This window comes from Streptomyces sp. NPDC003038, from assembly GCF_040611115.1.
In the GTDB taxonomy this organism is placed as follows: domain Bacteria; phylum Actinomycetota; class Actinomycetes; order Streptomycetales; family Streptomycetaceae; genus Streptomyces.
In genome coordinates, this window is the sequence record NZ_JBEXNN010000033.1 from 1 (window position 1) to 21,447 (window position 21,447).

Below are 21,447 nucleotides of genomic sequence, written 5' to 3' on the forward strand. Positions count from 1 at the left end.
CGGTCCGGCAGCAACGGCTCGATCCGCGCCCACTGCGCGTCAGTCAACGACACACATCAACCAACGATCAGATGATCCGAGAGAAACGGCCTAGGCCCTCCTGCGGCTTCGTGGAGCCGCTTCAGGTTATCCCCCAGCGTGGATGCAGGTTCGTCGCGGGCGCCACTTGTTTCCCTGCCTGCGGAAGAGTTCACCGGACACATTTTGATTCCCCCCTCTGAGCTGCGCTTATGCGGCAGTTCCGGTTGTCGTGGAGTTCGCCGGACACCATCCGGAGGGCGGATACCTATGGGACCGCGCCCGGCGGAGAAGGCCATCGGGCGACAACCCGAAGGGGATTCGCGTGTCCGTTCTGCTGAGCGTTGTGGAGTCCGTGTTCCAGGAGGCTGCCACTCTGTCCGCCGCTACCGGCCTGGTCTACGCCGGAGCCGTTGTGACGGTAGCTGCCTCCTCCGTTCTCTTCCGCACCCCGCAGCGCCGGCGCGACGCCCGGGCGACGCTGACGATCCTGATGCGTCGCGACCGGAAGCGTTGATCCCGGTGACGCCCTGCGGGCCTGGCACCCGCAAGGCGCAGGGCCTACTCTCGGCACCTGATGGGTCTTCCCGCGTGTGCGGGGATGGCCCCTGTTAGGAGCAGACGCTCCTTGCTGGCTCCCGCATGTGCGGGAATGTCTTCCACACCGGCGCCCGGCCGACCCGAAGGAGCAGCTGCTCCTTCGGGTCGGCCGGGCATCGTTTCGCACGGCCCCTGGGAGTTGGATCCTGGCTCATGGACACAGTCCGGCTCTCCCAGGTGGTTCCTGCCGAGATCCCGCTCAGCGGGTCAGGATGAGTCCGCGGCTGTAGGCGCGGGCGTGGCCGAGGCCGTTCGACAGGACTCCCACGAGGGTGTCCGGGTCGGTGACCGTGAGCGAGCCGCGGATCTCGGCGCGGCCGATCCGGACCGGTTTGCTGCGGTGGGCGCTGGAGACAGTCGGCAGCATGCGGATCCCGAGAGTGTCGGGGGCGGCGGTGGCACCGATGCGGGCGACGCCGTCCTCGGCGGTCGCCGGCTCCCCATCTGCCTGGAGGCGGCGTGAGAACCACCGCTTTACATGTTCCGGTGTGGTGTGGTCGGTGCGGATGCCACGGACCTTCTCGGTTCCAGGCTTGACGGACGGCCTGCTGCGGGTCGGGTTGACGACCGTGCGGAAGCCGACGACTTCGCCGGCCTTGAAGGTGCGGTCGACGGTGATGATGTGCGGCGCGGTGGTGAAGGCCTCGCGCGGTATACGGGCCCAGTCTCCCGGTATCCTGGACTGCACGACCAGGACGAGAGCCGCCGCCTTCAGGTCCACCGACCAGGTTGACAGGACGCCCATCTGGGAGCGCGCGGCCTCCTCGCCGTCCTCGACCCAGCCGCGGAAGCCGCTCATCACGGTGCGGTGCATTTCGTGGGCGTCGACCAGGGACTTGGCAACCAGGGGGTGGCGGGCGTTGAGGGAGAGGATGGAGTGGGTGGCGACGAAGCGGGCGGTCGAGGCCCGTGTGCTGTTCACGGGATGATGTCCCATTCGGTGGCGGTGGGGGAGATGGTGATGCGGGTACGGGTCTCCCAGCGTGAGGCGTGAGACCGGCGGGCGGGATCGAAGCTGACCGGCTGGTCGTGGACCTGCACCGCGCCGCGCGTGCCCGAGGGCGCCTGGATCCAGGCCCAGGGGCGTCGGCCTGAGGCGTCGGGTGCCTCCGGGCCCGGGAGCAGGCGCTTGGTGGCGAACGCGGTGGCGATCTGTCCGGGCAGGATCTCTGCGGCCAGGGTGCCGGAGGGTGGGCAGGACTTCCGGCCGAGCCACAACAGCCGCTTCGGGTGCTCCAGGGCGTACGCGATCTTCTCCAGCAGCGCCCGGTCCTGGTGCTGGAGTCCGACGACGAATGCGGCGTCCGACAGGTACCAGCGCTCGGTGATCATCGCCGTGCGGGACAGCTCGGCCGACACGAGGGTCCCGGATACAAGGTCAGCAGTGATCTTCTTGGGGGCCCCGTACCAGTCGGCCAGTTCGTGGTGTCCGAAGCCCGGCCCGTCGGCGCTCTCCATGCTCCTGGCGACGGCCGCGGCACGCCGGTGGTCGGTTATGACGTCCCGCGGCCGTAGGGGGAACCGGCCGCCTCCGACCGTGTGGTAGTCGCGGACCGGGGTGCCGGGGTGGTCGGCGCGGACTCCGAAGACGAGCGATGCGAGGTCGTCCACGGGGTCGGTCCGGTCACGGCCGAGGGCGGCCGCGCACAGGCCGACGACTGCCGACTTGGTGGGGCGGTCATGGCTGTCGCGATGGGAGAACCGGGATGCCACCCCCCAGGCCTGCAAGGGGGCGGCGAGCCGCACCAGCAGGACGTGCGTGGTCACGCCGTCAGCTCCTCGGCAGAGGTCACGGCCGTCGCGCCCGTGTCCTGGAGGTTGTTCAGGAGCTCGTCGATCTGCGGGTCATAGGTCAGGACGCGCCCGGACTTGATGTCGGGCCGGCGCCGGCTGACGAATGCGTGATGCTTCAGCAACCGCTTGACCGCGGCCGGACCGGCGGGTCCTTCACCATCCTTGTCCAGGGGGCTCTCGTCGATGGGGGCCTGGAAGGCGGCCGCGTAGTTGTACGGGCGTTCGCCCTCGAAGGCGAGGACCAGGGCAGGGAGCGAGCCGGTCGAAGCGGTCGAGTTCTTCTTCGCCTCAGGGAAGGCCTCTACACCGCCCTCGGGCTTCCGGCCCGGCCCCGGCACCAGCATCGGCTGGTCCCGCCGGCGCCGGCGCCGGCGCCGCCGTCCCGGGTTGAGGGGTTACTGCGGGTCCTGGCCCACGGAGCCGAGATCGCATCCCCGGCAGGCCGCACGGTCGGCTACACCGTCACCGCCGACACGGTGCGCATCCGAGCCGGTCGAGCCGGTGAGACCCTTGACCACCGGGACATCGTCGAACTGCACGCCGCACTCACCGCGTGGCTGCGCCTGAACAAGCCGCCCGCCGCGCACCTCCCGCAGGGCTGACTCAACGACCCCTCGTCCCCGCGGCTCGGTGATCTGCCGGGCGCCGCCTGGACCTGGACCTGGAGCGCGGCCATCCCTTGTCACCGCCGGGCTCACCCGGGCCGCCCATATCATTTTCGGTTGCCTTTCACCGTGAGGACGCGCCGGATGGGCGAGGGCTGATCGCCCCGTGCGCTGACGTCGGCGTGGGGTGGCTCCGTTCGGGTGGCGTAACCCGTTCGCTTGTCATACGTACCGCTGCGGTGTCCCGATGCGTGCTGTGCTGGGTCAACGGCCGAAGGTCGTACGCGGGCCCGCCCGCTGTTTTCAGGCAGGCCTGCCCGAACAGCGAAGGAGGACTGATGTCTCGTCACCAGGACGGCCAGCGAGCCGGAACCACCACCACCGTCAGGAAGCTGCTCTGCGCAGTGGTTCTGTTCCCCGCTGTGCTGCTCAACATCTCCGGCGCCCATGCCGCCGTATCGCATTCCAAACCGCGTACCGACTGGGACGCCATCGCCCGGTGCGAGTCGGGCGGGAACTGGCGCGCCAACACCGGCAACGGCCATTACGGGGGGCTCCAGTTCACCCAGTCGAGCTGGAAGGCCGCGGGAGGCCGCAAGTACGCGCCGCGAGCGGACCTCGCCACAAAGGCGGAGCAGATCGCCACAGCCAGGAGACTGGCCTCGATTCAGGGCATGGGCGCTTGGACCTGCGCCCGCAGGTAGAACAGCCGGTCGCCGTCCCCGGCTCGCGGGGGAGCGGCTGCGCTTCGCGGGCCAACAGGTGGTACTCGCGACCCACGCCCGCTCCAACCGGGCCGTGACGGCCTACTGGCTCGGCGTCTACCTTCAGCCGATCGAACGATGGAGGTCCTCACCGCCCTGGAACGGCTCGGCTTACCCTCGGAGTGGGTCACTGCCCCTCCCCGCCGACGAGTTGGGAGGCGAGCGTGTCGTACGCCCATTGCTCCCATTTGGCAGGCGGCCACGCCCGGTCCCGGGTCAGGACCAGATAGAGCTCCGGGCTCAGCAGCGCGTAGACGATGTCCATCGCCTCCTCGGCGGGGACGTCGAAGCGGGCGCCCGGCTTGCGCATCACGGATTCCACCGCTGTCGAGATGACCGTGTACCGCGGATCGGGCTCGTCCGGCCACAGGTCTCGAACCTCGGGGTCGGTGGCCGCCGCCGCGCGGAGCATCTCGGTGATTCCCGCGACGCGTTGCAGCGTGGAGCAGGTACCGGCGACCAGGGCCGCCAGGGCGGACCGGGCGGTGGTCGCCTCGCTGATCACCGCGAACCACGGCCGGTCCATCGTGGCCACCGGCTCGTCGTCGCCGGCGATGGTGACGTCGACCAGTTCCTTGAGCAGCGTGGGCTTGTTCCGGAAGACGAAGTAGACCGTCTGCACCGCCACACCCGCCCGATCGGCGACTTCTTGCAGCTTGGTCGCCCCGTATCCCTGCTCGACGAAGAGCGCGCCGGCCGCGTCGATGATCCGCCGCCGCGTCTCCGCCGCCTTTTCGCCCCGCTTGCCCTTGACTCCGCTCATTACTGGAGTCTATATCTAGTGGTGAACTCTAGAGGTCAGCTCTATTGAACTTTTTGAGGCAAGGACCGGGGAGTGGCCATGTACGCGATCGCCAACCATCGACAGGCCGAGGCGTGGAACGGCTGGGAGGGCGCCCACTGGGCCGAACATCCCGAGCGCTACAACGGGATGATGGGCGGGTTCAACGCACCGCTGTTGCGCGCCGCGGGCATCACTGCCAGGGACCGGATCCTCGACGTCGGGTGCGGAGCCGGCCAGACGACGCGCCTCGCCGCGCGGCTGGCCTGCGACGGCCACGTCGCCGGAATCGACCTGTCCGCGCCGATGCTGGAACGAGCCCGCCGAGATGCCGCCGCGGAAGGGCTCGGCAACATCACCTTCGAGCAGGGCGACGCCCAGGTGTACCCGTTCCCCGAGGGCGGGTTCGACGCCGTCATCAGCCGTGGGGGCGTCATGTTCTTCGCCGACCACGTCGCCGCGTTCGCCCACCTCAGGCGCTCGCTCGTCCCCGCGGGCCGACTCGCGTTCGTCGTCCCGCAGCCCGGGGGCCCCGACAGCCCCTACGCCCGCGCGACCGCCGCGCTCACTCCGTTCCTGCGCGAGCCGTCGCCCGCGGCCCGGGGCATGGGCTCCCTCGTCGAAACGGCGCGCATCCACCAGGTGCTGGACGCGGCCGGATTCGCCGACATCGACGTAGTGTCCGTCTCGGCCCCCATGTCCTTCGGCTCCACCGCCCACGACGCCGCGGACTTCATCTTCGCGATGGGCCCGACGCGCCACAACCTGCGGGACGTCGACCCGGCGGCCGTCACCAGGATCCGCGCGGAAGTGACCGGCACACTGCGGGAGTTCGAAACCGCCGAAGGGGTCCTCATTCCGGGCTCCGTGTGGCTTGTCACCGCGTCCCGTTAGGCGCCTACCCGGCGGCAGCCACGGCCGCCCGGGGCAGCGGTACGAGGACCGTTTGGGTCGGGACGGTGTCGTGGGGCCGGGAGAGGCCCACGCGCTCGCGGACGGCGGTCGTACGTCCCGGTGGCCAGTGCCCACGTGCCGGGCCGGTCCGCCGGTCCGCGGTTTCGCCGTTCCGCCGGTTTCGCGTCGGGTCGCCGGTGCACGCCGAGAGAACCGGTGAACTAGCCGATGTGTGTCCACGGGGTGCACCCCGACCGTGTGGCTACCGCCAACCCACACGGTGGCAGCCACCCGGTGCACTCGAAGGCTCGCAGCCGCGGGCCTTGATCCCCTGCCGGCGTGGTTCCCCCACGGCCGAGAGGACCCCCTCGTGCGACACCTCCCCGACTTCCGCCGCCGCCGCCCCGCTTCGACGAGCCGCTCGCGTACGACCCGCTGGGGGCTGACCGCAGCCCTCATGGCCACCGCCCTGTCCACCGCGCTGATGCCGGGCGCTCAGGCTGCCGACAACCCGTACGAGCGCGGTCCCGCCCCGACCGTCTCGAGCATCGAAGCCTCCCGCGGCCCCTACGCCTTCGCGCAGACCTCGGTCTCCTCACTGAGCGTCACAGGTTTCGGCGGCGGCACCATCTACTACCCGACGGCCACCGCGGACGGCACCTTCGGGGCCGTCGCCGTCTCGCCCGGTTTCACCGCCGGCCAGTCCAGCGTCGCCTGGCTCGGTCCGCGCCTCGCCTCACAGGGCTTCGTCGTCTTCGTCATCGACACCAACTCCCGGTACGACCAGCCCGCGAGCCGGGGGCAGCAACTCCTCGCGGCGCTCGACTACCTGACCGGCAGGAGCGCGGTCCGCGCCCGGATCGACAGCACACGGCTCGGTGTCATGGGCCACTCGATGGGCGGAGGCGGCGCCCTGGAGGCGGCCAAGAGCCGCCCGTCCCTGCAGGCGGCGATCCCGCTGACCGGCTGGAACACCGACAAGACGTGGCCCGAGGTGCGGACACCCACCCTTGTCGTGGGCGCCGACGGTGACACCGTCGCTCCCGTCTCCTCGCACTCCGAGCCGTTCTACACCTCACTGCCCGGCACCCTCGACAAGGCGTATCTGGAGCTCAACGGCGCTACGCACACCACGCCGAACACCTCCGACACGACCATCGCGAAGTACAGCGTCTCCTGGTTGAAGCGGTTCATCGACAACGACACCCGCTACGAACAGTTCCTCTGTCCGCTGCCGCGTCCGAGCGCGACCATCGAGGAGTACCGCGGCAACTGCCCGCACACGTCCTGACCCCGGCGGCCCGATCGTCGGCGGCTGTGTCCCCGCACAGCCGCCGGCGCGCACGGTTGGGTACCGGTCCAGTACCTCTCCGGCGGCGGCGGTACGCGCGGACGTGAGGCTTCCGGGCCCGGTTACGCGGAAGTAGCGTAAAGGGTCGTGACCTCATCGACGACCGTGCGCAGTCCCCTCCGGCTGTACGGCCGAAGTGGTGAACTCGCTGCTCTGGACACCTTGTTGGCGCAGCTGCGCGACGGGCTCGGCAGTACGCTCGTCCTCACCGCCCCACCCGGTCTCGGCCGCACCGCCCTCATCCGGCACGCCATGAACGGCTACCGCGACGGGCCCGTGCTGTACGCCGCCGCCACCCCCGCGGAACAGCCGCTGCCCTACAGCGGCCTGCACGCACTGCTCTGCTCGGCCCCCGATCCGCTGCCCGCGCCGGCCGCCGACGCCCTGCGCGCCGGTGCGGCGCCCACCGCACTCCTCGACCTGCTGCGCACCCTGGGAGCCCGCCGCCCGCTGCTCGTCTGCGTCGACGACGCCCACGTCTGGGACCGCGACTCACGGGCGGCGCTCGGCTTCGCCGCTCGACGGCTCGAGCCCGCCCGGGGGATCGCCGTAGTGATCAGCGAGGGTCAACGTCCTGACCCGGTCGACGAGTTCGCGGGCTTCACCCGCCTGCGTCCCGGCCCGCTCGACGACCACGCGGCCACTGCCCTCCTCGACCGGCTGACCGCCGGCCGGACCGACCCCGCCGTGCGCGAGGAACTGCGGCGCGCCGCGGCCGGGAATCCGCTGATCCTCACCGCGGCGGCCGAGCGGCTCAGCCGGGACCAGTTGGCCGGCCGCGCCCCGCTGCCCCGTCCGCTGCCGGGCGCCGAACGCGTACTGGAGGCGTACGCCGCCCTCCTCGACTCCCTCCCCCGAGACACCCGCCTGCTGCTGCTGTTCGCCGCCGCCGCGGAGGAACACGAGCCCCACCAGGCCGGCGCGGAGCGCGCGCTGCTGCTGCGCGCCGGGCAGTCGGCCGGGCTCCAACCCGGTCTCCTGGCACCGGCCGAGCGGGCAGGTGCGGTCCACGACGACGGCGTACGGATCCGCTTCACCCATCCGCTGCTGCGCACCGCCCTCCTGCGCCGCACCCCGCCCGCCCGCCGCCGTGCCGTACACCTCCTGCTGGCCACCCTGCTCGACGGCCCGCACCTTAGCCTGCCGCGCCTGGTCCAGCGGGCCTGTGCGGCGGACCGCTACGATCCGGCGCTCGCGGAGGCGCTGGTACGGGCGGCCGTGGCACCCCGGCCGCATGCGGAGCGAGCCGTGGCGTTGGCCCGGTCCGCCGTACTCTCCCCCGACGAGGTCCTGCGCGGAGACCGGCTGGCCGCCGCGGCCGAGCACGCCCTGCTCGGCGGGGACCCCGGGCGGGCCCGCGACCTCCTGGCCCAGGTCCGCTGCGAACCGGCTCCCGGGCGCGCTCACCACGTACGCGGGCTGCTCGCCCTGCGTGACGGGCCTGTGGCCGACGCCCGGGAGGCGCTGCTCACCGCGGCGGTGCTGCTGGCCCCGCGCGACGCCGAGCGGGCCGTGGAAGCCCTGCTCGGCGCGGCCGAGGCAGCCTGGGCGATGGGGGACGCGGCCGCCTGCCTGGACGCGCTCCGCCGCATACCGGCGCCCCTGCCCGACCCGGCGCTGGAGCGGTACCGGGCGGGCATGTGCGCGGTGTTCGGCGAAGGGCGGTGGCACGAGGGCCGCGTCCTGCTGCGAGGCTGCCTCGACTCCGCGGCCGCCGCCACCGGCGCTCCGGCCGCGCTGCTGCGTACCGCGGCCGCCGCGCTGGTGCTCGGCGAGATCGACGCGGCCTGCCGGGCCGGAGCCAGAGCGCTGGCCGCCGTCCGCGTCCACGGACCGGAGTCGCTGCTGCCGCAGGCGCTGGAGCACCTCGCGTACGGGGAACTGCGGGCGGGCCGACACGCGCGCGCCCGCGCCCACGCGGGTGAGGGGCTGCTCGCCGCGCACCGGATGGGCCAGCGCAACAAGGCGGCCCACCTGCACGCCGTACTCGCACTCGCCGCCTCCGTGGAGGGCGGTGCGGTGGCCTGCGCGGAGCATGCCGAAGCCGCCGCGAAGGACGCCGGCCCGCACGGCCTCGCCCAGGCGGCCACCCTCGCCACTTGGGCGGTCGCCCGCGCGGACCTCGCCGAGGGCAGATCCGCCGAGGCCACCGCACGGCTCTCACCCCTCGTCGGCCCCGGCCCCCAGCGCGGTCACTTCGCCGCCCGGATGCTGCTGGTGCCGTGCTTCGTGGAGGCCGCGGTGCTCGCGGGCCGCGCACCCGAGGCCCAGGCGGCGGCCGGGGAGTTCGCGGTGTGGACGGCCGGAACCGCGGACCCCCAGGCCCCCGCCCAACTGGCCCGCTGCCGGGCGCTGCTGGCTCCGCCCCAGGAAGCCGCCGCCCAGTACCAGGAGGCGCTCGCCCACCACGCGCGCGCGGGCGGCGACTTCGAGGGGGCCCGTACACAACTGCTGTACGGGCAGTGGCTGCGCAGGCAGCGCAGGACCCGGGAAGCACGCGGACCCCTGCGCGACGCCCTGGTCGCCTTCGAACGCTGCGGCGCCCGGGTCTGGGCCGAGCGCGCCTCGGGGGAACTGCGCGCCGCCGGTGAGACGGTGCAGGGCGACACCGACACCGGCCCGCTGGTCCTGCTGACTCCGCAGCAGCAGCGCATCGCCCGGTGCGTGGCGCAGGGCGCGACCAACCGGGAGGTGGCGACCCGCCTCTCACTGAGCCCGCGCACCGTCGACCACCACCTGCGGAACGTCTTCGCCCTGCTGGGAGTGCGTTCACGCGTCGAACTGGCCCGCTTGTGGGACCGCGAGGAGAGAGACTCGGCCGGCCCGCCCCTGACGTAGGTGGCCCCCGACGGGCCGGCACGCCGGCCCGTACAGCGGTGGCGTCAGTACTGCGGTTCGTCAGTACAGCGGGCCCGAGGGGAACATGTGGTCCGGCGGGAAGGGATCGGGCAGGGCGGGCGGCGGCTGAGTGGCCGCCTGAGCGTGCCGGGTCGCCAGCCGTGCGGGCCATTCCACCGCCCACATGATCGCGGCGGCCCCCGCCAGCTGCCAGAAGCCTTCGATGGACAGACGAGGTTCGGTGAGGGGGAGGACCTGGCAGATCAGCCACAGGATCAGGCAGTGGTACGCGACGAGAACGAGCGAGGCGGCACCGGGCACGGGCAGGGACAGAGTGACGCGCGGCAGCATGAAGAGGCACACCACCGCGCACAGGGTGACCGACTGCCGCCAGGCCGGCGCGGCTTCGAGCCGGACACCGTCGAGCAGGAGCACGGCGAGCGCGAGGCCGGCGGCGTTGAGCACCACGGCCGCCAGCCAGCGGACCGCCGCGCGCCGCCTCGTACGTCCGCGGAACAGGGCGAAGAAGATCTGGGCCGTCTTCGCCACGGTCGCGACGACCAGGCCGGACACGAAGACGGGCCACAGCCCGGTCAGCTGCGCGGGCAGACCCACCGCCGCGCAGATCCGCACGCCGGCCCAGAGCGCGAGCGGATACAAGGCCACCACGGTCAGCACACTGACCAGGGTGGTGAGCACACCGATGAGGAACAGGCGGCGCACGGGGGCGAAGAACTCTTCGTCAGACGCTCCGAGATCCGGCTCTTCGCCCAGGAGCCGCTGGACCCCCCGCACGGAGGGCCGTGTCAGGCGGACCACCAGGAGCGACGTCATCGACACCGCCGTGGCGATGAGCACGGCCGTCAACGCCACCATCAGCGCCTGTCGGCCCGGCTCACCGGTCAGCCGGAAGTCGACGACGAAAAGCGCCGCCACCACCACTCCGGCAGCCACTGAGGCCAGTCGCGGCAGGACGCCGCCCCACCCCCGTCCGGTCCGTCGCCCGGCATCCGCTGTCATCAGCTCGCCCCCTCACTGATCGGCGCCTCCCGGTCGGCACCTCCCTACAAGGCATGCCCCGGCCGAAACCTCCGCCGGTCAGCGCAGGGCGAGGACGGCGTTCGCCATCGCCTGTTCGCCGGCCGCGTTGGGGTGGAACGCGGCGGCGTCGGTGGCGATGAGGGGTTCCATCCACCGGGTCCCGGCAGGCTTGCAGATGTCGTGACCCACGGACTTGGTGTAGGTGTCGACGTAGACGGCACCGTGTGCGGCGGCCTGTGAGGCGATCACCGCGTTGAGGCGCTTGTGCGTGTCCCTCAGCCAAGGGGCGTCGCCCTTGGCTATCGACACGACCCAGGGGCAGTTGGTGCCGTCGTCGGGAAGGATCGCGGGGTAGCCGGTGACCAGGATCCTGGCCTTGGGGGCGCGCTGACGGATTCCCTCGAGGGTGGCGGCGATCTTGGGGGCGGTGGAGTTGAGGGCGGTGGCGAGCTGGTCGGTGCCGGTCCAGGTGTAGCTGCTCTTGCAGGGCGAACCGCCCGGGTTGAACACGCCGAGGGTCACGCAGCGGACGATGATGCCGGCGAAGCCGACGTCGTTGCCCCCGATGGTGAGCGTGACCAGATCCGTGCCGGCGCCCAGCGCGTCCAACTGCGGTGGCGCCGAAGGGTGCTGGGCCGAGGTCATGTGCACGGTGGTGGCGCCGCCGCAAGTGACGTCCTTGTGGGCGGTCGGGGTCAGCGCGGCGTTCACCAGTGCGGGGTAGTTGCGGTGGGAGCGCATGCAGGCGGAGTCGACCTGGTCCGGCACCCCGGCCGCCGAGGCGTACGAATCCCCCAGAGCCACATAGCGGTCGACGGCGGTGCCGGCGGCCGAGGCGGAGCTCGCGCCGAGCCCGACCGTGGTGGCCAGCGCGGCCGTGGCCGTGAGGGCGGCGACGGTGGTGCGGGCGTGGCGGCTCGATGGGACTGATCGCATGGCGGTGCCTCTCATGGTGGGGGGGGGGAGGGTGTGCGCCTTCCGGCCGGCGGAGGCAGGAAGGCGCACGAAACCGTCGGCAAGGCGGTCCCGTCCGCCTGCCTGGATGGTGCGAGGGGCTGCGCGCAGTTACTACTCGGTTTACTGGCACGTAATATGTGGCTCGTATGAAAGGGCGTCAAGAGAGCGCGCACGAAGTCGTTTTCTTCGTGTCACCTCCCTCCGCCACCGGCCCGGTCACGCCGTCCGCCGGTTCTGAGCGGTGCCGTGGAATTGCCTGCCCGTCAGCAGGTAGGCCAGACCGGGCCGCCCAGGGCCTCCAGGAACTTCTGCGGAAGCTGCACCCGGCCCGTGCGGTCCAACATGCGGGCCGTGCGTGACCAGGGCGCGCCGGACGCCGGCCGAGTCACGCGGCGTGCGAGATCAACGGCCGCGCAGCCGGGGGCGTGAGCGCGGGGGTCGTTGTCCTCACCGGTCCCGCGGACCTGGAGAACGTCGAGTTCGGCAGCTGGGAAACGCCGTGTTCGGGCTCCGCCGGTGGATCGACGCCATCTGGCCACTCCTCGCGGGCTGCGGCGTCCTCGCGCTCACCCAGCCCTGGAACGGCTCGATCGACTTGGTGGGCCTCGCGTTCGGCGCCGTCTCCGGCGCGGCGCTCGGCGGCTACGTCGTCTTCACCCAGCACGTGGGTGACCGCTTCTCCGGGGTCGAGGGCATCGCCATCGACCTGACGGTCGCCGCCCTGTGCACTTCACCGTTCGGACTGGTCCACGCCGTCCCGGTCCTCACCCCGGAGATCCTCCTCGGTGCGGCGGCCGCCGCGATTCTGCTGCCCGTACTGCCGTACGTCCTGGAGATGCTCGCCCTCGGCAGGCTCACCACGGCTTCGTTCGGCACGCTCCTCAGCTTCGAACCGGCCTTCGCCACCTTCATCGGCTTCCTGCTGCTCCACCAGACGATGACCCTCCTGCAGATCACGGGCATCGTCTGCGTGGTGGCGGCCAGCCTCGGCGCGGTCCGCCGCGGCGACCGCTCCTCGACCACGACGCCGCCGGAGAAGGGAATTCCTCCCGCGCCCACCCCGGAGGGGGCGGCCGCCGACTGACGAACCCCGACCGCGCCGGAGAGGATCGCCGCACCGCTACGGCGCGGCGATCAGGACTGCGGGGCCGAGGTGGTGTCCGCGTCCGTCGAGGCGGAGACGGCGGGGGTGTAGTAGACGGAGCGGCCCTGCTTGGAGCGTTCGAGGAGACCGCGGGCGACGCCCTGTTCGAGGGCGTTGCGGATGACTGTCGCCTGCACGTTGCGTTCGGGGTGCGTCGCGCTCACGACGTCGGTGACTTCGGCGGCCGACTTCGGTTCGGTCTGGCCGGCGATGACAGCGGTGACCAGTTCGAGCCAGGTCTGTCCCGACTCGTCCTTCTTCCCCGACTCGGCCTTCGCAGCGGTCGCCCGCGGGCGGGACGCCTTGTCGGCCGCTGTGGACTTGGCAGCCACCGCCTTCTTCCCCGCCGGGGAGGCGCTGCGGGCGGCAGGCACGGAAGTCCGCTTCGCACCGCGCTTCGTGACCTGGGCCGACTCGGACTTCGACGGGATGCCCAACGCCTCCCGCATCTTCAGGAGAACCTTCTCGTTGTCCTCCAGTCGGCTCAACTCCTCCTGGAGCCGCTGCAGTTCGGTTCGCGTCTGTTCCTGCGCAGCCTGGTTCGCCGACAGGTCGCTGGCGATCTGCTGCGCGTAGTCGTCTTTGATGTGGGCCGTGTGGGTGGCTGTCGTCATGGAACCTTCTCCGTCTTTCGTGTGGAACGTGTGTGACGCGATGGTACGCAGTAAGGGTCGATGCGACACCAGATCGCACCCCAGTTGCTTGTAAAGCACCCTCCGGGGGAGACCTCCCCGTTCTGTTCGACCTGACACGTACCCGCGGTGTACGGCCCGCGTCCCGAGACGTACGGCCGTCTCCCTGAGCAACACCCGGCGCCGACTGGTGAACGGGTCCGAGGCTGAGCGGGGTGCTCAGTGGGTGAACGCGGCCGCGATGATGCGTCCGACGACCCTGTTCATGTTCCTGCCCTTGACCTGGGTGGAGTTGACCGAGTGGACGAGGGTGCGGCTCAGGTCGGGGGTCCCGGGCACGGCGGTGTTGTAACCGTAGAGGCCGCCGGTCTTGCCCCATCCCACGGTGCCTGCTCCAGGGACCGGAGTCGTCCTCGCGGGATGCGAGTGGTTCCATCGTGGTGCGCAGGTCATGCGGTCGGATCGTCGGGAAGCACCTCCGCACCTGGTGATGCGGTACGCCCGCGCGCTACGCGTCCGGGCCCGGACCCGAGCGCCGGCGCCCGGTCCGGCCCCCGGCCCCCGACCGCCGCCCCCCGCGTACCGGGGCGGGCCCGGAGAGAGGGCCGGATGGAGCAGGCAGGGGGCGGTGGTGCCAGGGCGGCCGGATGCTGGGTCCTGAAATCCGCGGGGCGGGCAGGTCCGGCCGCGCGGCCCGCTTCCGAGGAGGTACCAACGTGCCCGTGCAGCACCCGGAACACCCCACCGCCGCCCCTGCCCGGCCGGCCCGCATCCGGCGGGCGGCCGTCGCCGTCATGGCCGCGGCCACGTTGACCGGCGGTCTCACGCCGGCCGCCGCCGCGAGCAGCGGTGCGGGCGAGCCGCCCACGCGGGACCCAGCGCTCCAGCGGGAGCTGGCGGAGCTGGTCGGGGCCCCGGGCGGCCCGCCCGGCGCCATCGCGGTCCTCACCCGGGACGGCGAGCGGCAGGTGTACACGGCGGGAACCGCCGAGGTGGGCACCCGGCGGGCGCCGCACCCGGACGACCACATGCGGATCGCGAGCGTGGCGAAGGCGTTCAGCGGGGCGGTCGCGCTAAGTCTGGTCGACCGCAATCGGCTCGGCCTGGACGACACGATCGGGCAGCGGTTGCCGCACCTGCCCTCCGACTGGCATCGAGTGACCCTCCGCCAGCTGCTGAACCACACCAGCGGGCTGCCCGACTACAGCGGGAGCGATGCGTTCCTGGAGATCATCCGCGAGAATCCCCGGCACCGCTTCGACTCCCGCAGGCTGCTGGACTTCGTGGCGGGCGAGGACCTGCTCTTCCCGCCGGGCAGCCGGTACGCCTACTCCAACTCGGACAACATCGCGGTCGCGCTGATGGCGGAGCAGGTGACCGGGCGACCGTACGAGCAGCTGCTGCGGGAATTCGTGTACCGGCCGCTGGGGCTGCGGTCCACCAGCCTGCCGCAGGGTCATCAGCTGCCGGAGCCGTACCTGCACGGCTACGCGGTCCAGCCGCCCGACCCGCCACAAGACGTCAGCGAGGCGATCAGCGCGTCGGGGGCGTGGGCGTCGGGCGGTATCGTCTCCACGCCGCGCGATCTGACCGCGTTCATCCGCGGCTACGCCGGTCCGAAGCTTCTGTCGCCGCCGACACGCCGGCAGCAGCAGCGGTTCGTACCGGGCGGCGCGTCGCAACCGGCGGGTCCGGGCGCCAACGCCGCCGGGCTGGGCATCTTCCGGTACACGACGCGTTGCGGGGTCGTACTCGGGCACACCGGCAACACGGCGGGCTACACCCAGTTCGCGGCGGCCACTCCGGACGGGCGGCGCTCGGTGACGGTGTCCGTCAGCAGCCAGGTGCCGGGGAACCCGGCGCTGCTGGCCCGGCTGCGGGCAGCCGAGGAGCGCTTCGTCTGCGCGCTGCTGCGCGACCGCTGACCCGCCGGAGTCACGGCGGCGTACGTCCTCGCCACGGTGGAGGCCGAGCGGCGGGCGTCGCCGGGGCCGGCGGAGGACCGCCCTGCCCCGTGATACCACTGTCGTCCACGGGCAGGCGCCTCAACCACTGCTCGCGCAGCGGGCGGCCCGTCCGGTCGGCGTGCGAGGGGCTCTCGGACGGGCCGCCGTCTCCGCCAGCGCTGAAGGCAACTGCGACCAACCAACCTGATGGAGGAGCACGTGGAAGATGTCCGGTCCGACCGACGGCCGCTCTCCGACGCGAAAGCCCCGGCCGAGGGCATGAACGGCCTGCGCGAGAACGGGTTCGCCCGATACCGCCCGGGGGAGCTCGGTATCGACCCGGCCGGCTCCGCCGCCGGGGACTTGGTGAAGATCCGGAAGGCGTTCGCGGACCTTCCGCCTGACCCGCACGCCCCGGGTACCAACCGCTTCCGCCGGTATTCCCATGCCGTCTACCTGCCGTGGAAGGACGAGCTGTCCTGGATTCCCGGGGCCCCCGATCCGGAGCACGGCACCGTCACCGAGTACTACCAGGACGAACACAACCCCGAGTATCCGCGCATGCGGCGCGCTCTCCCCGACCTCCCCGAACACCTGCGGACCAACCCTCTGCTGGAGCGGCTCATCCGCTGGGACATCGAGCAGACGTTGTGGCTGGAGGATCTGGGAAGGCGGCCGCTGTGGGCCGGTGTCCATCTGATCAAACTCGGTGTAGACGGTCCCGCCCAGGTCGCGATCTCCTCCCCGAACTGCCTGCACCAGGACGGCGGCTCGTCAAGGACGTTCACGTTCGCCCACCTGATCAGCTGTCGCAACATCACCGGCGGGGAGAACGTCATCGCCACGCCAGACAGCGCGGGCCTCCAACCCGAGGACCTCCCGGCGATGGACATCCACGCGCGCTTCACCCTGACCGAACCGCTGGACGGCTACGCCGTGCACGACCACAGGGTCAGCCACTACGTGGGACCGGTTCGTCTGGGTGACAAGCCGGGCCCGGGAGAACGCTGCATCCTGATCGTCGGCCTCGCCCCGTACGTCCCCCAGCTCTGAGGCCGCAGCACCGGGCCGCCTTGGCGCGTGATCACGCGGATCCGGCGCGCTCCGCGGCCATAACGAGAGCCAGGCCGAGGACCGGAGGGACGTGCGGCGTCCTGCCGAGCAAGGGGGCTGGGCCGTCCGCGCATGGGGGTACCTCCGGTCACACGTGAGAGTGGTTTGGGTACAAGCCGCCTTGTTCTGTCCTGCGAGGCGTGGCACCGTCCCTTGGTCCTGATCCACAACAGAGGAGACGACGCATGTCTGACGACCTGGCAACACGGACCATCCGGCAACTGGAAGACATCGTGTCGTCGAACGCCCTGCCGGAACACACCATGGAGCTGCTGCGCATGTCCCTCTACGACGCCCAGGAAAAAAAGGCGGCGGGCCACGACGAAGAGGCAATCACCATCGCCGCCCAGGCCCTTCAGACGGCGCAGAACGCTTCCACGAAGTAGTCCTGTCGCCTGCGCCCCCGTACGAACCGACGAGCCGATTGCGCCAGTCGAGCGGGGTGACGTGAGGGACTGCCCCATCCGGTGAATCGGCGTCGCCGATGGGGTCGGCGAATGCCGGGCAACCAGCTGTCCGGCCGAGCACCGCTGGGCCTCGGTTTAGGCGGGGAGGGTGTCGACGGTGGGGATGACGGTGCCGAAGAGGTCGGTGATCGAGGTGAGGGCGGCGGTCTGGAGGGTGGCGGCGGGCAGCACGGTGCCGTCGGGAGCGGTGAGGGCGCGGGTGGCGGTGGTCTCGGCGACGAGGGTGGGGCGGTAGCCGAGGTTGAAGGCGCCCTGGGAGGTGTAGTTGACGCACATGTGCGTCATGAAGCCGGCCAGTATCAGGTCCTTGCCGCTGCCCGGGGCTGCGCCCAAGTCGGTCAGAGTCTTTTCGAGTTCGGTGAGGTGGAAGGAGTTGGGGAACTGCTTGATGACGACCGGTTCGCCGTCCCTCGGGGCGACTTCGTCGCTGATGGCGCCGATGTGGGCGCGGATGTCGTAGGGCGTGTTCTCGCCGCCGTCGTTGATGATGTGGACGACCGGGGTACCCGCGGCGCGGGCGCGCTCCAAGAGGCGGGCGCCGGCCGCCAGGGCTTCCTCGACGCCTTCCAGGGCCATGACACCGGTGCGGTAGGTGTTCTGGAAGTCGATCATGATCAGGACGGAGTCGCTCAGCTTGGGCGGCTGGTTGTCCAGGCCGATCACGTCGCGCAGGGTCGTGGACGGGGTGTTCATGCTCATGGTGTGCTCTTTCAGAGGGAATTGAGGCATGGCGAAGCTGTGAGGCTCGCCTGCGTACGGAGTGACGCGGGTGACGTGGATCAGGGTCAGGTGGTCTGGGTGCGGAAGCGCCGGCGGTAGGCGGCGGGGGTGGTGGCGAGCTGCCTTTTGAAGGCCCGGTGCAGGGTCTCGGCCGAGCCGAGCCCGGCCGTGGCTGCGACCTGGTTGAGCGGGCAGTCGGTGGTTTCAAGGAGGCGCCGGGCCACTTCGACCCGGGCGGCTTCGACGTAGGCGGCGGGGCTGGCACCGGTCTCCTGTTTGAAGACGCGGGCGAAGTGCCGCTCGCTCAGGCGCATCCGGACGGCCAGGGCTTCGGCCGACAGGTCCTCGTCGAGGTGGTCGGCGATCCACAGCCGCAGCTCGTCGATGTCACGGCGGGAGGCGGCGGGCCGGCTGAGCGGGACGGAGAACTGGCTCTGGCCGCCCTGCCGCCTGAGGTACATGACCAACTGCCGGGCCACGGCCAGGGCAACGTCCTCCCCCTGGTCTTCGGCCACCAGGGCCAGCGCGAGGTCCAGGCAGGCGCTGATCCCGGCCCCGGTCCACACGCGGCCGCGGTCGGTGCGGACGAAGATCGGATCCGGGTCGACGGTGACGGCCGGGTAGTCGGCGGCGAGCTGGGCGGCGGTCGACCAGTGGGTGGTCGCCGTCCTGCCGTCGAGGAGTCCGGCCGCGGCCAGTACGTGGGCGCCCACGCACACCGATGCGACCCGCCGGGCGTGCGGGGCGGTCTCCTTCACCCACGCCACGACATCGGTGTCGATGCGGGCGAGGGGGCCGTCGTCGGTCATGTCGACCGCTCCGGGCACCAGGAGAGTGTCCACCTGTCCGCCGACCTGGTCGAAGGCCAGATCGGCGATCAGGCGCACCCCCGCCGACGTCCGCACCTCGCCGGCGGCCGGCCCGGCCAGGCGGACCTGGTAGCCGGCTCGGCCCGAAGTCTCCCGGTTGGCCAGCGCGAAGACCTCGGCCGGGCCGGTGACGTCGAGAAGATCTACATCGGGGAAGACCGCGATGACGACACGGTGCGGAATGGGCATGAACCCATCGTCACCGCCACCACCTGTGACCGCAATGACGATTCCCTGTCACATCCGGACAGCGGCTGGCAAGGGAAGTCGCCCGCCGATGGCAGCCTCATACGAGGGGGTGCGTCTGGAGCAGCATCAGCGCGATGTCGTCGGTGCGCGGCTCCTGGCGGGCGTGGCGGAGGAGGACGTCGATCAGGCTCTCGATGTTCTCGTCGGTGGCGTCGGCGAGGTGGCGGGCGAGGTTCTCGACGGAGTCGTCGAAGTCCGTGCCCGGGGTTTCGACGAGGCCGTCCGTGTACAGGGCGAGGACGGACCCGTACGGCAGGGCGATGTCCGTCACCGCATAGGTGGCGCTGGGATCGATGCCCAGAAGGAGTCCGGGCGGAACGGCGAGGACCCGGCAGTGACCGTCGGGATGTCGCAGGAGCGGCGCCGGGTGGCCGGCGCTGGCAAGGGTGGCGCGCCGGCCGGCGAGATCGAGGTGGGCGTAGAGGCAGGAGGTGAAGAGGCCGGGGTCGAGGTCGGTCAGAAGACGGTTGGTGCGGGCGAGGACTTCGTCGGGCGCCGCGCCTGCGGCGGCGTGGGCGTGGACGGCGGTGCGGACCTGTCCCATGAGCGCGGCGGCGGCGACGTTGTGGCCCTGGACGTCACCGATGACCGCGGCGCATGTGGTGTCGCTGAGGCGGATGAGGTCGTAGAAGTCGCCCCCGATGTCCATACCGCGGGTGGCGGGCAGGTAGCGGGCGGCGACCCGGACCCCGGCGACGGCGGGCAGGGCGTGGGGGAGCAGGGCTTGTTGGAGGCCGTGGGCGAGGTCGTGCTTGGCGTCGTACAGCCGGGCGCGGTCCAGTGCTTGGGCGATGAGCCCGGCCAGCGAGGTCAAGACGGCCCGCTCCTGCGCGGGGAAGTCGCGGGGCTGGTCGTAGGACAGGACGCAGCAGCCGACCGGCCGACCGGAGATGATCAGTGGCAGGAAGGCCCAGGCCTGTTTGCCGCTGACCTGTGGAGCCTCGGGATAGATACGCGCCATCTCCTCTGCGCTGCTGAAGAACGAGGGGATCCCACTGGCGAGGGCCTGTCCGGCCGGGGTGAAGGAGGTGTCCAGCGGAAGGCCGTCGAGCCGCTCGATGACGTGCGCGGGGTATCCGCGGTGCCCGGTGATCTTCAGGCGGCCCGCGTCGGCCGCCGACAGCACCAGGCCGTCGGCGCCGAAGGCCGGCAGGATCTGGTCGGCCACCAGGTCGACCACGTCCCTCACCCCGACCGCTTCGGTCAGAACCGAGGCGAGGTGCATGAGCTGGTAGAGCTGCCCTGCCCGGGCCGGCACGGCGGGAGGCGCTGCCGGGGACGCGGCGGAAGGCGCAGCGCCGGTACCTACGGGGATGATGCGCACGCTGATACCGCTGGGGTCCGGGAACAGATGAAACTCCAGCCACAGATCGGGCGGGCGGCACGCCGTGAAGGTGAAGGGCTGACGGCTGATCACCGCGGCCCGGTAGCGGTCCTCGTAGACCGGATCGTCCAGCCAGGGCAGCGACTGCCAAGGAAGCGTCCCGAGCAGCCCTTCGGCGCTTCGCCCCAACAGCTCCACTCCGGTGTCGCTGACGAAGGTGATGCGGCCTTCCAGGTCGAGGGCGCAGCACCCGCCGGGCAGTCGCTCGGCGAAGTCCGAGGCGGCCTGCGCCGGCTGCCCGCCTCGCCGGACCGCGTCGGGGGCTGGCAGTGCGCGCGGCTGTTGGCCGGCGAGGATCGGGTGCCCGGCCTGGGCCGCCTCCTCCAGTACCCGGGCCAGACGGCGGCAGCTGGAGGCGATGTGACCGCGCTCTCGCGCTCTCATGTGCGGCGGATGCGTGGCCGGCCAGAGCAGCAGCAGTACGCCCCATTCCCGGCGCTCCGAGGCGACCGGAGCGGCGGCCAACGAGAACGGATAGGGCAGTGCCAGGGCGGCACGCGGATACGCCCGCGCGAGTTCCTCCCGGCTCCCCACCCACACCAGCCGGCCTTCGCGGGCCGCGTCGGCAGCCGGCATGGGGGCGGTCACCGGAACCCTGGTCCATGGTGCTGCGAACTCAACCGGTACGCCGCACATCACGGCCAGCCGCAGCAGCTGGCGGTCGGGTTCCAGGAGGTAGAGACCGCCGGCCGAGGCACCCGTGCGCCGTACCGTCTCCATCAGCGCGGCATCGAGCCCTGCGACAGCGTCACCGCTCTCGACCATCGGGCACCCCCGGTGTACTGGGCTCCGGGCACGGAACGCGGCGGGGCCGCCGGCATGCCCCCGGAGCGGGGCGGCCGCGATGTCCAACGGTCCGCTGCCCACCCCACTTCACCGGGAGGTCACTCCCCGCGGCCGGGACCGCCCACGGGCCTCGCCCTTCCGGGCGGTTTCCCCGGCGCGCCGGACCGTCCCACGGGCGGAGAACCAGATGCTCATCCAGTCAGCGTAGGAGGGGAAGGAGCTCCCGGCAGCGCCGTCTGGGCCGATCGGGTTGCGTTCCGGTCTGCGAGCACCCCGCCCCCTGCCCGCCAGGCCGGGCGGGGCCGCGGCGCGGTGACCAACGTCGCCGCCCGGACGCGACCGGCGCGTACGGGAGGGGGTCGCGTGCCTTCGTGCGCAGGGTGGGTCCGTCGGGTAGGTCCGTCGGGTAGGTACGCAGGGCGGGTACGGATTCGGTGATCGTCGGACATGAGACGTCCCGGTGTGTCACCTTGCGATGGCGTTGTGAACCCGTA

The 21,447-nt window shown here is 71.7% G+C and carries 21 protein-coding genes; 10 read left to right on the top strand and 11 right to left on the bottom strand.

What is annotated here, in order from left to right:
* The first annotated feature begins 343 nt into the window (after positions 1-343).
* Positions 344-535 (top strand): hypothetical protein, encoded by a 192-nt coding sequence (locus ABZX75_RS28675; RefSeq protein WP_355415527.1) that lies wholly within the window; start codon positions 344-346, stop codon positions 533-535.
* 282 nt (positions 536-817) lie between these two features.
* Here ABZX75_RS28675 and ABZX75_RS28680 read toward each other — a convergent pair whose 3' ends face one another.
* The 3 genes from ABZX75_RS28680 to ABZX75_RS28690 are packed head-to-tail and all read right to left on the bottom strand — an operon-like array spanning position 818 to position 2,756.
* Positions 818-1,540 carry a type I-E CRISPR-associated protein Cas6/Cse3/CasE gene (locus tag ABZX75_RS28680; protein WP_355415529.1) on the bottom strand — a complete coding sequence of 241 codons (723 nt, stop codon included), beginning with the start codon at positions 1,538-1,540 and terminating at the stop codon, positions 818-820.
* Complete coding sequence (gene cas5e, locus ABZX75_RS28685; RefSeq protein WP_355415531.1) at positions 1,537-2,385, bottom strand: type I-E CRISPR-associated protein Cas5/CasD; 849 nt, start codon at positions 2,383-2,385, stop codon at positions 1,537-1,539. The genes ABZX75_RS28680 and cas5e overlap by 4 nt, the downstream gene beginning before the upstream one ends.
* Complete coding sequence (locus tag ABZX75_RS28690; protein ID WP_355415533.1) at positions 2,382-2,756, bottom strand: hypothetical protein; 375 nt, start codon at positions 2,754-2,756, stop codon at positions 2,382-2,384. The genes cas5e and ABZX75_RS28690 overlap by 4 nt, the downstream gene beginning before the upstream one ends.
* 132 nt (positions 2,757-2,888) lie before the next feature.
* Here ABZX75_RS28690 and ABZX75_RS28695 point away from each other — a divergent pair, with 132 nt between their 5' ends.
* Positions 2,889-3,014 (top strand): hypothetical protein, encoded by a 126-nt coding sequence (locus ABZX75_RS28695; RefSeq protein WP_355415534.1) that lies wholly within the window; start codon positions 2,889-2,891, stop codon positions 3,012-3,014.
* A 341-nt stretch (positions 3,015-3,355) separates the two neighbouring features.
* Complete coding sequence (locus ABZX75_RS28700; RefSeq protein WP_355415536.1) at positions 3,356-3,721, top strand: transglycosylase family protein; 366 nt, start codon at positions 3,356-3,358, stop codon at positions 3,719-3,721.
* A 187-nt stretch (positions 3,722-3,908) separates the two neighbouring features.
* Here the strand turns inward: ABZX75_RS28700 and ABZX75_RS28705 are convergent, their stop codons facing one another.
* Positions 3,909-4,544 (bottom strand): TetR/AcrR family transcriptional regulator, encoded by a 636-nt coding sequence (locus ABZX75_RS28705; protein ID WP_355415538.1) that lies wholly within the window; start codon positions 4,542-4,544, stop codon positions 3,909-3,911.
* Positions 4,545-4,622: 78 nt separating this feature from the next.
* Between ABZX75_RS28705 and ABZX75_RS28710 the strand changes: the two genes are divergently transcribed.
* The 3 genes from ABZX75_RS28710 (at position 4,623) to ABZX75_RS28720 (ending at position 9,645) form a co-directional block, all read left to right on the top strand.
* Positions 4,623-5,456 carry a methyltransferase domain-containing protein gene (locus tag ABZX75_RS28710; RefSeq protein WP_355415628.1) on the top strand — a complete coding sequence of 278 codons (834 nt, stop codon included), beginning with the start codon at positions 4,623-4,625 and terminating at the stop codon, positions 5,454-5,456.
* 457 nt (positions 5,457-5,913) lie between these two features.
* Positions 5,914-6,747 carry a dienelactone hydrolase family protein gene (locus tag ABZX75_RS28715; RefSeq protein ID WP_355415630.1) on the top strand — a complete coding sequence of 278 codons (834 nt, stop codon included), beginning with the start codon at positions 5,914-5,916 and terminating at the stop codon, positions 6,745-6,747.
* Positions 6,748-6,894: 147 nt separating this feature from the next.
* Positions 6,895-9,645, top strand: a complete 2,751-nt coding sequence (locus tag ABZX75_RS28720) for an AAA family ATPase (protein WP_355415540.1) — start codon at positions 6,895-6,897, stop codon at positions 9,643-9,645.
* A gap of 60 nt (positions 9,646-9,705) precedes the next feature.
* Here ABZX75_RS28720 and ABZX75_RS28725 read toward each other — a convergent pair whose 3' ends face one another.
* Together ABZX75_RS28725 and ABZX75_RS28730 are read right to left on the bottom strand one after the other, a co-directional pair.
* Positions 9,706-10,599, bottom strand: coding sequence for a hypothetical protein (locus ABZX75_RS28725; RefSeq protein ID WP_355415542.1), 894 nt, complete (start codon positions 10,597-10,599; stop codon positions 9,706-9,708).
* 144 nt (positions 10,600-10,743) lie between these two features.
* On the bottom strand, positions 10,744-11,622 hold the full coding sequence (locus tag ABZX75_RS28730; RefSeq protein ID WP_355415544.1) for an SGNH/GDSL hydrolase family protein: 879 nt from the start codon (positions 11,620-11,622) through the stop codon (positions 10,744-10,746).
* Positions 11,623-12,142: 520 nt separating this feature from the next.
* On the opposite strand from ABZX75_RS28730, the gene ABZX75_RS28735 reads away from it, so the two are divergent.
* Positions 12,143-12,727: an EamA family transporter gene (locus tag ABZX75_RS28735; protein WP_355415546.1), complete on the top strand. Its 585-nt coding sequence runs from the start codon at positions 12,143-12,145 to the stop codon at positions 12,725-12,727.
* Between the two features lie 50 nt (positions 12,728-12,777).
* Here ABZX75_RS28735 and ABZX75_RS28740 read toward each other — a convergent pair whose 3' ends face one another.
* Together ABZX75_RS28740 and ABZX75_RS28745 are read right to left on the bottom strand one after the other, a co-directional pair.
* Positions 12,778-13,401 carry a hypothetical protein gene (locus ABZX75_RS28740; protein ID WP_355415548.1) on the bottom strand — a complete coding sequence of 208 codons (624 nt, stop codon included), beginning with the start codon at positions 13,399-13,401 and terminating at the stop codon, positions 12,778-12,780.
* 237 nt (positions 13,402-13,638) lie between these two features.
* Positions 13,639-13,803, bottom strand: coding sequence for a hypothetical protein (locus tag ABZX75_RS28745; protein ID WP_355415550.1), 165 nt, complete (start codon positions 13,801-13,803; stop codon positions 13,639-13,641).
* A 332-nt stretch (positions 13,804-14,135) separates the two neighbouring features.
* Between ABZX75_RS28745 and ABZX75_RS28750 the strand changes: the two genes are divergently transcribed.
* The 3 genes from ABZX75_RS28750 (at position 14,136) to ABZX75_RS28760 (ending at position 16,864) form a co-directional block, all read left to right on the top strand.
* Positions 14,136-15,344 carry a serine hydrolase domain-containing protein gene (locus tag ABZX75_RS28750; RefSeq protein WP_355415551.1) on the top strand — a complete coding sequence of 403 codons (1,209 nt, stop codon included), beginning with the start codon at positions 14,136-14,138 and terminating at the stop codon, positions 15,342-15,344.
* A 240-nt stretch (positions 15,345-15,584) separates the two neighbouring features.
* Positions 15,585-16,418 carry a 2OG-Fe dioxygenase family protein gene (locus tag ABZX75_RS28755; RefSeq protein ID WP_355415552.1) on the top strand — a complete coding sequence of 278 codons (834 nt, stop codon included), beginning with the start codon at positions 15,585-15,587 and terminating at the stop codon, positions 16,416-16,418.
* Between the two features lie 245 nt (positions 16,419-16,663).
* On the top strand, positions 16,664-16,864 hold the full coding sequence (locus tag ABZX75_RS28760; RefSeq protein ID WP_355415554.1) for a hypothetical protein: 201 nt from the start codon (positions 16,664-16,666) through the stop codon (positions 16,862-16,864).
* A 156-nt stretch (positions 16,865-17,020) separates the two neighbouring features.
* Here the strand turns inward: ABZX75_RS28760 and ABZX75_RS28765 are convergent, their stop codons facing one another.
* The 3 genes from ABZX75_RS28765 to ABZX75_RS28775 form a co-directional block, all read right to left on the bottom strand.
* Entirely contained in the window at positions 17,021-17,644 is a 624-nt protein-coding gene (locus ABZX75_RS28765) for a cysteine hydrolase family protein (RefSeq protein ID WP_355415556.1), read from the bottom strand.
* 86 nt (positions 17,645-17,730) lie between these two features.
* The gene (locus ABZX75_RS28770) at positions 17,731-18,723 is read right to left on the bottom strand and encodes a GlxA family transcriptional regulator (RefSeq protein WP_355415558.1); all 993 of its coding nucleotides are present in this window, start codon (positions 18,721-18,723) and stop codon (positions 17,731-17,733) included.
* A gap of 97 nt (positions 18,724-18,820) precedes the next feature.
* Positions 18,821-20,932 (bottom strand): SpoIIE family protein phosphatase, encoded by a 2,112-nt coding sequence (locus tag ABZX75_RS28775; RefSeq protein WP_355415560.1) that lies wholly within the window; start codon positions 20,930-20,932, stop codon positions 18,821-18,823.
* Positions 20,933-21,447: the final 515 nt, after the last annotated feature.

What these genes read in the sequence shown, in the direction of transcription:
- ABZX75_RS28690 (WP_355415533.1), bottom strand. Translation starts at nt 2,756, where the DNA reads ATGCTGGTGCCGGGGCCGGGCCGGAAGCCCGAGGGCGGTGTAGAGGCC.
- ABZX75_RS28700 (WP_355415536.1), top strand. Translation starts at nt 3,356, where the DNA reads ATGTCTCGTCACCAGGACGGCCAGCGAGCCGGAACCACCACCACCGTC.
- ABZX75_RS28705 (WP_355415538.1), bottom strand. Translation starts at nt 4,544, where the DNA reads ATGAGCGGAGTCAAGGGCAAGCGGGGCGAAAAGGCGGCGGAGACGCGG.
- ABZX75_RS28710 (WP_355415628.1), top strand. Translation starts at nt 4,623, where the DNA reads ATGTACGCGATCGCCAACCATCGACAGGCCGAGGCGTGGAACGGCTGG.
- ABZX75_RS28715 (WP_355415630.1), top strand. Translation starts at nt 5,914, where the DNA reads ATGGCCACCGCCCTGTCCACCGCGCTGATGCCGGGCGCTCAGGCTGCC.
- ABZX75_RS28730 (WP_355415544.1), bottom strand. Translation starts at nt 11,622, where the DNA reads ATGCGATCAGTCCCATCGAGCCGCCACGCCCGCACCACCGTCGCCGCC.
- ABZX75_RS28740 (WP_355415548.1), bottom strand. Translation starts at nt 13,401, where the DNA reads ATGACGACAGCCACCCACACGGCCCACATCAAAGACGACTACGCGCAG.
- ABZX75_RS28760 (WP_355415554.1), top strand. Translation starts at nt 16,664, where the DNA reads ATGTCTGACGACCTGGCAACACGGACCATCCGGCAACTGGAAGACATC.
- ABZX75_RS28765 (WP_355415556.1), bottom strand. Translation starts at nt 17,644, where the DNA reads ATGAGCATGAACACCCCGTCCACGACCCTGCGCGACGTGATCGGCCTG.
- ABZX75_RS28770 (WP_355415558.1), bottom strand. Translation starts at nt 18,723, where the DNA reads ATGCCCATTCCGCACCGTGTCGTCATCGCGGTCTTCCCCGATGTAGAT.
- ABZX75_RS28775 (WP_355415560.1), bottom strand. Translation starts at nt 20,932, where the DNA reads ATGGTCGAGAGCGGTGACGCTGTCGCAGGGCTCGATGCCGCGCTGATG.